Genomic DNA, 12,186 nt, shown 5'->3' with positions numbered 1-12,186 from the left:
CTCCCGAGGCGGCCTCGTCCTTCGAGACGCGAGCGTCGCTCGCTCCTCAGGATGAGGCCTAAGTGTTTGGCATAGATGTAGAAGCCCCTCATGCTGAGGAGCCTGCGCAGCAGGCGTCTCGAAGCACGAGGGGCGTCAACGCCACTCTGTCAGCGAGCGGCGCGCCCCTCGTCCATCGCCTCGCGCATCTGGCGGATCGCCTCGGCCAAGCCGACGAAAACCGCCTCGCCGATCAGGAAATGGCCGATATTGAGCTCGACCACCTGCGGCAGCGCCGAGACCTGCCGCGCGGTCTCGTAATCGAGGCCGTGGCCGGCGTGCACTTCGAGTCCGCGCTCGCCCGCATAGGCCGCGGCGGCCGTCACCCGCGCAAATTCGCGCTCGGCCAACGCCGCATCGCCGACCTCGACCGCATGGCACCAGGCGCCCGTATGCAGCTCCACGACCGGCGCCTTGATCGAGACGGAAGCGTCGATCGCCTCGATCGACGGCTCGACGAAGAGCGACACGCGAATGCCGCCGCGCGCGAGCTGATCGACATAGGGAACGAGGTAATCATGCCCGCCGACGACGTCGAGCCCGCCCTCGGTCGTGCGCTCGGTCCGCTTCTCCGGCACGAGGCAGACGGCGTGCGGGGCGGTGGCGAGGGCGATGTCGAGCATCTGCCCTGTCGCCGCCATTTCGAAATTGAGGGGCTTCGAGATCGCCGCCTTCAGCCGCGCCATGTCGGCGTCGAGAATATGGCGGCGATCCTCGCGCAGATGTGCGGTGATCCCATCGGCGCCGGCTTCGATCGCGAGCAAGGCCGCGCGCACGGGGTCGGGCCTGGGGCCGCCGCGGGCGTTGCGGATGGTGGCGACATGGTCGACGTTGATTCCGAGACGGAGAGGTTTGGCGCTCATGCGCTTTCATAGCGCAGGGATGGCGCGCTTGTCATTGGGGCGTGGGTGGAGGCGACGCGTCGGAACAACCGCCCTCCAACTCTATAACCATGGGGCGCGCCGCTCGCCTGACCGCCGCTTTACGGCGGCCAAATAGCGACAACGGCAGCTTTACCGAATCTGCATCCTTTCCGCCTTGAATGCCGCGCCAAGTCTCCAGACAACCAGCGGCAGGTCAGCATGAATTTTACCTTCGGTCGGCCTGCGAGCCTTATCGCTTTTTCACTCCTGGCCGCCGCGCCGGCTCCGCGCGCTCTCGCGGCGCAACAAGACCCTGCGATCGTCAAAACCGATAAAGGAAGCGTGCGCGGCGTCGTGCATGACGGGCTGCGCGAGTTCAAGGGAATCCCCTACGCCGCGCCACCCACGGGCGAGCATCGCTGGGCGATGCCGCAGCCTGCGCGCGCCTGGAGCGGGCTTCTGGACGCGACCAAATATAAAAGCGCCTGCCCGCAGGCCGCGCGCTATGGCATTCCCGAAGCCAGCGAGGACGAAGACTGCCTCTACGCCAATGTGACCGCGCCCTGGCCTGGAAAGGCCGACAAACGCAAACGCCCGGTCATCGTGTGGATTCACGGCGGCGCCTTCGTCGGCGGATCGAGCGCGCTTTATCCGCTCGATCATCTGGCGCGGTCCGGCGACGCCGTCGTCGTGTCCTTCAATTACCGGCTCGGCGTCTTCGGCTTCATCGCCCATCCCGCCTTCGAACCGGATCACAACGGCGGATATGGGTTGGAGGATCAGCGCGCCGCGCTCCGTTGGGTGAAGCGCAATATCGCGGCCTTCGGCGGCGATCCGAACAATATCACCGTCGCCGGCGAGTCCGCCGGCGGGGCGGGCGTCTGCATGCACCTTCTCGCGCCCGAAGAGACGAAGGGCCTCTACAACAAGGCGATCGTTCAAAGCGCGGGCTGCGTCACGCCGCTCCCGACCGTCGCGGAGGGCAAGGAGATCGGCAAGAAGATGTCCGATCTCGTCGACTGCAAGGACGAGTCGACCGCCCTTGCCTGCCTGCGCAAGAAGCCCGTGAAGGATTTGCTCGACGCCGGCGTGACGATCGCCGGCGGCAATATCGTGACCTTCCTGCCAGTCACCGGCACGAAGACTGTGCCCCTGCCAGGCGCCGAAGCGATCCCTCAAGGGAAATTCGTGCATGTTCCGGTCATCATGGGCGGCACGCGCGACGAGCTTCGACTCTATGTCGCTTACGCCATTCAGGCGGGCCTCTCCGTGACGAAAGACAATTACGTCGCTGAGCTCGCGCAGACCTATGGCAAGAACGCAGACGCGATCGCCGCCAAATATCCGCTCGCCGACTACTCCTCGGCCCCTGCCGCTCTCGGCACGGTGTGGTCGGATTTCCGTCCGGATGTCGGCATCAACAATTGCATTTATCTCCAGACCGCGAAGCTTTTGAGAAAGTCTGTCCCCGTCTACGAGTTCGTTTTCGCCGATCGCAACGCGCCGGCCGTCACGACCAATCCGGGCTTCGAGATGGGCGCCGTGCATTCGTCGGAGCTGCCCTATCTCTTCCCGCATTTCGACAACACGCGCCAAATTGCGGGGCCGGATCTCCAAGGCGGGTCGAAGCTGGTAGCCGAGCAGATGACGGCCTACTGGACGAGCTTCGCAAAGACCGGCCGTCCGGTCGCGGGCAACGGGCCGACCTGGCCGCTCTTCACGGCGGATAGCGACGTGATGCGCTTCGCGCCCGGCGAGACAGCACTTTTCGACGCGTCGAGCGCGCATAAATGCGGCTTCTGGAAATCACTCTATCCCTCAATCCTCACGCAGTAGGTCCGAGTGGGCTGAGGGCGATTGCGAATTACTGGAGTAGTTTCCTGTCTTTGGATTGAGGAGGCTTCGGCTTGCAAGCAAAGACCCTGCTCATTGCCGCTCTCTTTTCGCTTTTAGAGGTGGGCGGGGTGCAGGCGCATTCTCCTTACTTCACCATCGCGGAAAAAATCACGCTCCCGAATGGTCGGCCCGGGGAAATACGCCTGTTGCACGGCGACGGAATATTTTTGGCCGATCCCATCGTAGCGATCGCGATCGATGAAAATAGACAAATGCTCGGCCATAGCCGCGCTTCGCCAAGCCTGGCGCTTCGATGCGCGAATGGACAATGCACCGTCTATGACCTCGAAGCCGGGGAAGTTCTTCAACTCGACTCTTCGACTTTTCGCGCTGGTCCGACCGCGCCCGCGATCGACAATGGCGATCGAGAGTTGAATTGGGCGCTTTTCGAAGGCGACGAATGGGGGTGGCGCGCCAGGGAAGCAAGTTTTTTGGAATTGGTGACAGGGAACATAGCGCTTGCCTCGCGCATTGGCTTCGACGTCGGCTGGACGACCGTCGCCGGGCTCGTCGCCGGCCCTGCTCTGCGCCGGGCTTTTCGCGCAGGAGCCCCTGATCGCCCCGTCTCTCTGTTGGCGCGTCTCCTCATGGGCCTTATCGCCATCGTCGCGGCGGCGGCGAGCCTCTATCTGACCATCGCGTTGAGCGGCGCAACTCTGGAGCTTTGGATCGCAGCATTTGTCGCCGGCGCATTTGCGAGTCAGATCATTCCCATGATCCTTGGAATCTCGACTGGGCGGCGGAAGCGGCCAGACAAACTCTGACAATAAAGGGCGCAGGGCATGATCGGCTCGCGCCCCCTGCTACGCAAAAAGCAATCTCGGTCAGGAAGCAAAAGCCCGGTTCCATTACTGTATGCGTATGGAACAAGAAGCGACCCGCCAGGAACGAGATTATGCGCAACGCATCAATCGCGTGCTCGATTACATCGACAAGCATCTCGATGAAAAGCTTTCGGTCGACCGCCTGAGCGCGGTCGCCAATTTTTCGAAATTCCACTTTCACCGGCAGTTCTCCGAATATTGCGGGATAAGCCTCTCCCGCTACGTTCAGCTCATGCGGCTCAAGCGCGCCTCCTACCGGCTCGCCTTCAATCCGCGCGCGCAGATTATCGACATTGCGCTCGACGCCGGGTTCGAAAATCCGGAGTCCTTCTCCCGCGCCTTCAAGAACAGTCTGGGCCAAACCCCAAGCGCCTTCCGCAAAAAGCCCGATTGGGCCTCGTGGAGCGAACGCTATCGCATTCCCCTCCCCCCTCGTGAAAGGGCCAATGAAATGGACGTCAAAATCGTTGAAGTCGAACCTGTCTTGGTCGCGGCGCTGGAACATCGCGGCCCCCACACTTTGCTCAACGCCTCGGTGCAGCGTTTCATCGAATGGCGGAAGGCCTTCGGCCTCTCTCCGATCAATGAGTGCGAAACTTACGGCGTTCCGTACAATGACCCGAACGTCACGCCGCCAGACGAATTCCGTTTCGACATCTGCGCTTCGCTGACGGAACCCGCGCCCGCCAATCCGCAAGGGATCGTAACGAAGACAATCCCGGGCGGGCGCTGCGCCCTGACCATCCACGCCGGCTCGCGGGAGCGGATCAGCGACAGCGTCTATGCGCTCTATCGAGAGTGGCTACCGAAAAGCGGCGAGGAGCTTCGCGATTTTCCGGTCTATTTCCACTATCTCAATCTCGACCACGATACGCCGGAGCAGAGCCATCTGACCGAAATTTATTTGCCTCTCAAGTAATCGCGTTTCCGCATGAACAGCGCGCTTGGGGCCCTTGTCATTCCCGGCGGGCTGAAAGCCCGACCGGGAATCCAGAGCCACAAGAGCGTTGTTTGTGTTCTGGATTCCCGATCGCTCGCTGCGCGAGCGTCGGGAATGACATGGTCGCATTAGACCGCTCTCTAAGAGCGCCCCCAAACTCCCTGCTGGACCAACCGAAATTACCCTGTGTGGCGCTAGGAGTTCGAGCGAAGTCGCTTCAATTGACGCCCACGGCCTCAACTTAAGATGGGCGACAGCCATGACTCTTTCCCCCTCATTATCCGTTTCCACCGTCTGGAGATATCCGGTCAAATCCATGATGGGCGAGGAGCTGACCGCTTCCGTCGTCACGCCCGCGGGCCTGCTCGGCGATCGCGCCTTCGCGCTCGTCGACGTCGAGACGGGCAAGGTGGTCAGCGCCAAAAATCCCAAGAAATGGCCGGACTTCTTCTTCTACCGGGCCGCCTATGCGTCGCCGCTCGATGCGCAGTCCATTCCGCCGGTCTGGATCAGCCTGCCGTCCGGACAAATGGTCCGCACCGACGCTCCCGACGTCGAGGACGTGCTCTCGGCGGCCTTGTCGCGCCGCGTGCGTCTCAGCGCCTCGGCGCATCAGAAACCGACGCTGGAGCAATATTGGCCCGAGAATGAGGGCGAAGCCAACGAAGTGAGCGAGGAAGCCGTCGCCGCAGACGCGCCGGCGGGCACCTTTTTCGATTACGCCACCGTGCATCTCCTGACGACCGGAACCATCAATCGCTTGCGCGAGCTTTATCCCGAAGGCCGTTTCGAAGCGCGGCGGTTCCGCCCCAATATCGTTATCGACACCGGCGCGGCGGCTGAATTTGTCGAAAATGACTGGGTCGGTAAAACCATCCGCATCGGCGAGGTTCGCCTGCAGATCACCGACCCCTGCCCCCGCTGCGTCATGCCGACGCTCGCCCAGGGCGATCTGCCGAAGGACCTAGGCATCCTTCACAAGGGGGTCTTGCAGAACAAGGTCTATGTCCCCTTCGCCGGCAAAGCGCTTCCCTCGGTGGGCGTCTACGCCCGAGTGATTTCTGGCGGCGCGTTGAAGCGCGGCGATGCTGTCGAGATAGAAGCCTAAAAGCTTTTTGCTCACGCCGGAGCCGCTCGAATTGAGAAATATCAAGTCGAGCGGCACCGGCGTCTCAGAAAAACGCGCATCAAAAGCGCAGCAGTTCTTTGTCGGCGAATAAAAACGACGTCTGCCAGCCATTACTCCGCCTCATAAAGTTGCAAAATCTCGCAAGGTTGCTCATTTCAGAGCCTCTTTTTGACCTTTTTCAATTTTCGTCATCATCAGAGGCTTTGTGAGCAGCCTTCTCGAAGCAACGCCGACTGGCGGAGGCGTATCATGAAGAAATATAGCAATTTTTACTTACTGCGCGTGCTGTGGCGCGCTGTCGATCCCCGGAAGATGTTTCTCGCCGCAACGGCGGCGGGCCTGATCGCGTCATCTTCGCAACCCGCGGCGGCTTTGGAGCGTTTGCTGACGCCGGGCGAATTCGAGTCGATCCGGCACGCGCTGCAGAACAATCTTCAGCATTTGCCCTTCAACCCGGACAAAGAAACGCGAAACTGGCCGGAGCGCCTTCTCGGCGAGAAGCTATATTCGGACAACAATCTTTCCCTCCAAAGAAACCAGTCCTGCGCGACGTGTCATCAGATCACGCCGGCAATCAATCCGGAGACCGGGCAACCCTACCAGGCGCCTGGATTTGTCGACGCCGATAATGTCGAGAAAGGCACCCCCGTATCGGACGGCTCGGTTGCAGGAGCCTTCGGCGCCCTCAATGCGCCCAGCGCCGGTTACGCCTCCTTCACCCCGCCGTTTCATTGGGACCAGACGCAAAAGGCTTATGTCGGCGGCCAGTTCTGGAACGGTCGCGCCTCCACGCTCGCCGAACAAGCCGGCGGGCCGCCGCTCAATCCGGCGGAAATGGCGATGCCCAGCAAAGCCGCGGTCATCGAGCGGCTGAAGGAGAACGCCGCCTATCGCGCGCTCTTCTGGGCCGCCTATCGGCTGAATATCGCCGGCCTGCTATCCGCTGCGGAAACGGACGTCGCCTATAACGCCATGGGGAAGGCGATCGCCGCTTTCGAGCGGACGCGCGCCTTCGCTCCGTTCACGTCCAAATATGATTACTTCTTGGCCGGCAGAATCGAATTGACGCCGCAAGAACGGCTCGGCCTCGATCTCTTCAACAATAAAGCGCAATGCGCGAGCTGCCATGTCAGCGCGCCCAAGAAGAGCCGCGACGGGTCGTGGACGCCGGCGCTGTTCACCGACTACGGCTACGACAACATCGGCGCGCCGCGAAATCTCGACATCCCCGGCAATCCCGAACCCAATAAGGGATTGGGCGGCCGGCCCGACATCGCGGCCCGCGATCCGCAGGGGCTGGAGATCGGCAAGCACAAGACAATGTCCCTGCGCAACATCGCCATCACGGCGCCCTATGGGCATAATGGCGTCTTCAAGTCACTCGAGCAGATCACGCATTTCTACAATACGCGCGACACGCTCGGGCGCGTGGCGGACAACCGCGACCCGGGCTTCGGGATCAAAGGCTGGCCGCTTCCCGAGGTTCCTCGAAACGTCAACGCCGATACGATGGGAAACCTAGGCCTCACCGCTCGAGAGGAAGCCGCGATCGTCGCTTTTTTGAAGACGCTGACCGACGGCTATCCAATCTGGGGACGCGATCCGCGGGTATCGTCCAATGACCCGGGGCCGTATGAACGCTGATCGCTGCGCATGATGAAAGCGTCCGCGCTAAGCGGGCGCTCTTCTCTTGTCGAATAGGAACTCGATCAAAGCAAATAAGATCGTCATTGCGAGCGAAGCGAAGCAATCCAGGGCCGTAACGTGGCTCTGGATTGCTTCGTCGCTATGCTCCTCGCAATGACGGCGGATTGGCCCGCCAGCCGCAATGCGCGCGTCATCCGATCACGCGCTCGACTTTGCTCACCAGCGGGGATCCCCGCAGCCGGGTGAGCACCTCCGTCAGATGCTTCAGATCCGCGACCTCGAGATCGAAGGTCATCTCTCGGAAATCCGGCGAATGCGCCCGGAAAGTGATGTTGTCGATATTGGCGTGGGTCTCGCCGATGAGGCTCGCGAGCGCGCCGAGCGTGCCGGGCTCGTTGATCGCGGTGGCGATGACGCGCGCCGGGAACAGCGCGCGGGTTTCGGGGTCGACGTCCCAGCGCACGTCGAGCCAGCGCTCGGGCTGATCGTCGAAGGCCATGAGCGAGGGCGATTGGATCGGGTAGATCGTGATGCCCTCGCCCGGCGAGAAAATGCCGACGATGCGGTCGCCCGGCACGGCGCCGCCCTCCGGCGCAAAACGCACCGGCGAATCCCCGCGCAGCCCGCGAATGGGGATGGCCCCGGCGGCGCCGTCCCCCACGGCGCCCGGCGCCTTGAAGACGACATTTGCGTTGGCCTTCACGCCGAACCAGCCGGGCTCGCCCGGCGCGATCGGCGCCATCGGCGCCTTACGCTCCTCGGTGAAATCCGGGTAAACCGCCTTCACGACATCGCCCGAATAGATTTCGCCGCGTCCGACCGCCGCCAGAACGTCTTCGACCGAAGGCCGGGCCAGACGCGTCAGCGCGGCCCTCAGCTTGTCCTCCGAATAGGGACGCGTGGCGCGCTCGAAGGCGCGCTCCACGATCTGACGCCCAAGCCCGGCATATTGCTGACGCACCGCCTCGCGCGTGGCGCGACGGATGGCGGCGCGGGCCTTGCCGGTCGCGACCGCCGCCTCCCAGGCCGCGGGCGGCACATGGCCCTCGGCGCGGATGATCTCCACCTCGTCGCCATTTTGAAGATGCGACAGCACGGGCGCGACCCGGCCGTTGATCTTGGCGCCGACCGCCGAGTCCCCGAGCTTCGTATGCACGGCGTAAGCGAAATCGATCGGCGTCGCGCCGCGCGGCAAGGCGATGAGCCCGCCCTTGGGCGTGAAGCAGAAGACCTGATCCTGAAACAGCTCGAGCCGCGTATGCTCGAGAAATTCTTCGGGATGGCTGTCGCCATGGGCGAGCAGCTCGAGCGTCTCCTGCAGCCAGCGGAAGGCGCGGCTCTCCTTGGCGAGCTCCTCGCGCCCCTCGTCGCCGGTGGCGTCTTTGTAGAGCGCGTGCGCGGCGATGCCGAAGCGCGCGATCTCGTGCATTTGGGCGGTGCGGATCTGCAGCTCGACGCGCTGATGGCCGGGGCCGATCACCGTGGTGTGGAGTGAGCGATAATCATTCTGCTTGGGGGTCGAGATGTAATCCTTGAAGCGGCCCGGCACGCTCGGCCATTTGGTGTGGATGACGCCCAGCGCGCGATAGCAGTCCTCGACAGAACCCACGATGATCCGGAAGCCGAAAATATCCGAAAGCTGCTCGAAGGAGATAGATTTGCGCTCCATCTTGCGCCAGACGGAATAGGCCGTCTTCTGCCGGCCGGTGACCGCCGCCTCGATGCCGCGCTGCGAAAACTCGCCCGTCAGCTCTTCTTCGATCCGCTTGATGATGCGCCCGTTTTTCGTGCGCAGATCATGCAGGCGTTGTTCGATCGTGCGATGCGCCTCCGGCATGAGATGCCGGAAACCCAGCCCCTCCAATTCCTCGCGCAGGCGCTGCATGCCCATGCGGCCAGCGAGCGGCGCGTAAATATCGAGGGTCTCCTGCGAGATCCGCGCGCGCTTTTCCGGCGGCACATAATGCAGCGTGCGCATATTGTGGAGACGGTCGGCGAGCTTCACCAGCAGCACGCGCACGTCGTCGGCGACGGCGAGCAGGAGCTTGCGGAAATTCTCGCCCTGCCGCGCCTGCTTGGAGACGAGGTCGAGCTTCTCGATCTTTGTGAGGCCGTCGACGAGCTTGCCGATCTGCTCGCCGAAGAGACGATCGATTTCCTCGCGCGTCGTCTCCGTATCTTCGATCGTGTCGTGCAAAACCGCGGCGACGATGGTCGCATCGTCGAGCTTGAGATCGGTAAGGATCGCGGCGACTTCGAGCGGATGGGAAAAATAAGGGTCGCCGGAGGCGCGCGTCTGCTGGCCATGCGCCTTCATGGCGTAGACATATGCGCGGTTCAGCAAATCCTCGTCGACGTTCGGATTATATTTCCGAACGCGCTCGACGAGCTCGTATTGACGCATCATGGGCGGAAGCCACGGCAGTGCAACGCGGGCGCCGCATGGCGCGCTCTGCGCGCGGCTTCGCCCGACAAGCGGCGCGAGGCCGCAGGGATTCAGGAAGAAGTGTAACCCAGCTTCGCCGCCGCCTCTAGTGCGGCGCAAAAAGAGGGTCGGCAATCGGGCGAGCGCCGGGCATGAGCCCATCCCTCCCCTTTACGGGGAGGGTGACCCCGCGTCAGCGGGGTCGGGTGGGGTTCGCGCCCCACCGCCATCGTTGGGCGCGAACCCCACCCGGCGGCCCTTGGCCGCCGACCTCCCCGTAAAGGGGAGGTATTTTGGGGTTCACGACGCCAATTGCTATTGACCCGATTGTCTTGAAGAAGACGCGGCTTACTCGCCGTCCTCTTCGACTTCGGCCGGCGGAACGAGTCCTTCGAGGCCGCGCAGCAAGTCTTCCTCGGTCATGCGGTCGAACTGCGCCTCGCCCTCGATATCGCCGCCGACCGCGGGGGTGAGCGCCGGAGCGGCCTCGGCCTCCGGTTCGTCGACCTCGACATGGCGCTGCAGCGAATGGATGAAATCTTCCGACAGATCTTCCGGCGACAGATGGGTCTCGGCGATCTCGCGAAGGGCGACGACAGGATTTTTATCGCGGTCGCGATCGACCAGGATCGGCTGGCCGGAGGAGATCAGCCGCGCACGATGCGCCGCGAGCAGAACCAGATCGAAGCGGTTTTCAATCTTGTCGATGCAGTCTTCGACTGTGACGCGCGCCATTTTTCTCTGGCTCCTACTTGAAGAGGGGGAAGAGCGCTGCTACAACAGCTATGCAGATTAATCAATCACATTTGCGCCGCTTCCGGATCGCCCGCCTTCGTTTGAAATCGAACTCGACTGTAGCGAGACTGGAAGTTTTTCGCCTTTTGGGCAATCATTTATGGTAAAAGTGTATCTATCCTCTTGACCTCACGCCCGAGAGCGGCAATTTATCGAACATGACGCTTTGGCGTCTCGACTTCGACAAATAATCGCTATGGCGGTCGCGCCGGCGACGTGAGTCGACGGTAAGCCGCTTTCAAACCTAAAAGATTTGAAATCGGCCCGAGAGCCGAGCCAGTTGCGCTGAAATTGGACGCCCAACACTCACCACGATCTCGAAAGTCGCGTGGCGGGCGACAGAGATCAGGCAATGTTACACACAGCTTGAACGCGAGAAAAAAATGGCAGATATCGAACGAATTGCGCTATTCATTGACGGCGCGAATCTCTATGCGACCGCCAAATCGCTGGGATTCGATATTGACTATAAACGTCTACTACGCGAATTCCAGGGCAAGGGTCGCCTGATCCGCGCCTTTTACTATACGGCGTTGATCGAAGATCAAGAATATTCTTCGATCCGCCCGCTGATCGACTGGCTCGACTATAATGGCTATGCCGTCGTGACCAAGCCGACGAAGGAATTCGTCGACTCTCTCGGCCGCCGCAAGGTCAAGGGCAATATGGACATCGAGCTCGCGGTCGACGCGATGGAGATGGCCGAGCACATCGACCACATGGTGCTCTTCTCCGGCGACGGCGACTTCCGCTCCCTGGTCGAGGCCGTGCAGCGCAAGGGGGTGCGCGTCTCGGTGATCTCGACGATCACAACCCAGCCGCCGATGATCGCCGACGAGCTGCGCCGCCAGGCGGACGAGTTCATCGACCTCATCCATCTCGTCGGCAAGATCGGCCGCGATCCCGGCGAGCGCGCCGAGCGCATGCAGCGCTATCAGGAACGCCGCCCCATGCCTGCGACGGCTCCGGTCGGACACGAGGAAGACGAGGAGTAATCCTGTTTTCGCGTGAGCGGCTCACTCGAACCGCGTCATTCCGGGCGGGCAAGCGGCGGCCCGACCGGGAAAGTGCCAACCAAAGGATTCTTATCAAAAAAGCCCGGTCTTAGGCCGGGCTTTTTGCATTCCTATTGGGAGAGAAGAGAGGGGCTCACCCCTTCTCGCGCATGAGCCGACCCTTTTCGCGGCTCCAATCGCGCTTCTTCTCGACTTCACGCTTGTCGTGGATCTTCTTGCCGCGCGCCAGCGCGATCAGCAACTTCGCCCGGCCCTTGTCGTTGAAATAGAGCTTGAGCGGCACGATCGTCATGCCCTCGCGTTCAATGGCCTGCGACAGCTTGGCGAGTTCGCGCGTCTTCAGCAGCAGCTTGCGCGGCCGCTTGGGCTCGTGATTGAAGCGGTTGCCGGAGAGATATTCCGGAATATTGGCGTTCACCAGCCAGGCCTCGCCATGCCGGTCGACATGGGCGTAGCTCTCGGCGATCGTCGACTTGCCGCTGCGCAGCGACTTCACCTCCGTGCCGGTCAGCGCAAGCCCGGCCTCGAAGGTCTCGCCGACTTCATAATTGAAGCGGGCTCTGCGGTTGTCGGCGACGACCTTGTGATTTGGCTCTTGCTTAGCGGCCACGG

The 12,186-nt window shown here is 62.2% G+C and carries 11 protein-coding genes; 6 read left to right on the top strand and 5 right to left on the bottom strand.

Annotated features, from left to right (window positions below; all coding sequences use genetic code 11):
• Positions 1 to 149: 149 nt before the first annotated feature.
• Positions 150 to 902 (bottom strand): pyridoxine 5'-phosphate synthase, encoded by a 753-nt coding sequence (locus tag JJT62_RS08860; RefSeq protein ID WP_202072346.1) that lies wholly within the window; start codon positions 900 to 902, stop codon positions 150 to 152.
• 219 nt (positions 903 to 1,121) lie between these two features.
• Here JJT62_RS08860 and JJT62_RS08855 point away from each other — a divergent pair, with 219 nt between their 5' ends.
• The gene (locus JJT62_RS08855) at positions 1,122 to 2,738 is read left to right on the top strand and encodes a carboxylesterase/lipase family protein (protein WP_202072345.1); all 1,617 of its coding nucleotides are present in this window, start codon (positions 1,122 to 1,124) and stop codon (positions 2,736 to 2,738) included.
• 113 nt (positions 2,739 to 2,851) lie between these two features.
• Here the strand turns inward: JJT62_RS08855 and JJT62_RS08850 are convergent, their stop codons facing one another.
• The gene (locus tag JJT62_RS08850; protein ID WP_202072344.1) at positions 2,852 to 3,106 is read right to left on the bottom strand and encodes a hypothetical protein; all 255 of its coding nucleotides are present in this window, start codon (positions 3,104 to 3,106) and stop codon (positions 2,852 to 2,854) included.
• A gap of 132 nt (positions 3,107 to 3,238) precedes the next feature.
• Between JJT62_RS08850 and JJT62_RS08845 the strand changes: the two genes are divergently transcribed.
• The 4 genes from JJT62_RS08845 to JJT62_RS08830 all read left to right on the top strand — a co-directional run bounded on the left by JJT62_RS08845 (position 3,239) and on the right by JJT62_RS08830 (position 7,335).
• Positions 3,239 to 3,562 (top strand): hypothetical protein, encoded by a 324-nt coding sequence (locus JJT62_RS08845; RefSeq protein WP_202072343.1) that lies wholly within the window; start codon positions 3,239 to 3,241, stop codon positions 3,560 to 3,562.
• 91 nt (positions 3,563 to 3,653) lie between these two features.
• Complete coding sequence (locus JJT62_RS08840; protein ID WP_246744786.1) at positions 3,654 to 4,541, top strand: GyrI-like domain-containing protein; 888 nt, start codon at positions 3,654 to 3,656, stop codon at positions 4,539 to 4,541.
• A gap of 280 nt (positions 4,542 to 4,821) precedes the next feature.
• Positions 4,822 to 5,670: an MOSC domain-containing protein gene (locus JJT62_RS08835; protein ID WP_202072342.1), complete on the top strand. Its 849-nt coding sequence runs from the start codon at positions 4,822 to 4,824 to the stop codon at positions 5,668 to 5,670.
• Between the two features lie 270 nt (positions 5,671 to 5,940).
• A complete protein-coding gene (locus JJT62_RS08830) occupies positions 5,941 to 7,335 on the top strand; it encodes a cytochrome-c peroxidase (protein WP_246744785.1) in 1,395 nt (464 codons plus the stop codon).
• A gap of 193 nt (positions 7,336 to 7,528) precedes the next feature.
• Here JJT62_RS08830 and JJT62_RS08825 read toward each other — a convergent pair whose 3' ends face one another.
• Entirely contained in the window at positions 7,529 to 9,745 is a 2,217-nt protein-coding gene (locus tag JJT62_RS08825; protein ID WP_202072341.1) for a bifunctional (p)ppGpp synthetase/guanosine-3',5'-bis(diphosphate) 3'-pyrophosphohydrolase, read from the bottom strand.
• Positions 9,746 to 10,111: 366 nt separating this feature from the next.
• A complete protein-coding gene (rpoZ, locus tag JJT62_RS08820) occupies positions 10,112 to 10,498 on the bottom strand; it encodes a DNA-directed RNA polymerase subunit omega (RefSeq protein WP_165053578.1) in 387 nt (128 codons plus the stop codon).
• A gap of 443 nt (positions 10,499 to 10,941) precedes the next feature.
• Between rpoZ and JJT62_RS08815 the strand changes: the two genes are divergently transcribed.
• Positions 10,942 to 11,553, top strand: coding sequence for an NYN domain-containing protein (locus tag JJT62_RS08815; protein WP_202072340.1), 612 nt, complete (start codon positions 10,942 to 10,944; stop codon positions 11,551 to 11,553).
• Between the two features lie 154 nt (positions 11,554 to 11,707).
• On the opposite strand, the gene smpB is transcribed toward JJT62_RS08815, so the two are convergent.
• A complete protein-coding gene (smpB, locus tag JJT62_RS08810) occupies positions 11,708 to 12,184 on the bottom strand; it encodes an SsrA-binding protein SmpB (RefSeq protein WP_202072339.1) in 477 nt (158 codons plus the stop codon).
• Between the last annotated feature and the right edge of the window lie 2 nt (positions 12,185 to 12,186).

Source organism: Methylocystis sp. Sn-Cys (assembly GCF_016745395.1).
Taxonomy (GTDB): domain Bacteria; phylum Pseudomonadota; class Alphaproteobacteria; order Rhizobiales; family Beijerinckiaceae; genus Methylocystis; species Methylocystis iwaonis.
Note: the sequence above shows the minus strand (reverse complement) of the source record. Positions and strands in the feature narration are given on the sequence as shown.

Excerpts from the sequence above, each read along its gene's own strand:
- JJT62_RS08860 (WP_202072346.1), bottom strand. The coding sequence starts at position 902 with ATGAGCGCCAAACCTCTCCGTCTCGGAATCAACGTCGACCATGTCGCC.
- JJT62_RS08855 (WP_202072345.1), top strand. The coding sequence starts at position 1,122 with ATGAATTTTACCTTCGGTCGGCCTGCGAGCCTTATCGCTTTTTCACTC.
- JJT62_RS08840 (WP_246744786.1), top strand. The coding sequence starts at position 3,654 with ATGCGTATGGAACAAGAAGCGACCCGCCAGGAACGAGATTATGCGCAA.
- JJT62_RS08835 (WP_202072342.1), top strand. The coding sequence starts at position 4,822 with ATGACTCTTTCCCCCTCATTATCCGTTTCCACCGTCTGGAGATATCCG.
- JJT62_RS08830 (WP_246744785.1), top strand. The coding sequence starts at position 5,941 with ATGAAGAAATATAGCAATTTTTACTTACTGCGCGTGCTGTGGCGCGCT.
- JJT62_RS08825 (WP_202072341.1), bottom strand. The coding sequence starts at position 9,745 with ATGATGCGTCAATACGAGCTCGTCGAGCGCGTTCGGAAATATAATCCG.
- rpoZ (WP_165053578.1), bottom strand. The coding sequence starts at position 10,498 with ATGGCGCGCGTCACAGTCGAAGACTGCATCGACAAGATTGAAAACCGC.
- JJT62_RS08815 (WP_202072340.1), top strand. The coding sequence starts at position 10,942 with ATGGCAGATATCGAACGAATTGCGCTATTCATTGACGGCGCGAATCTC.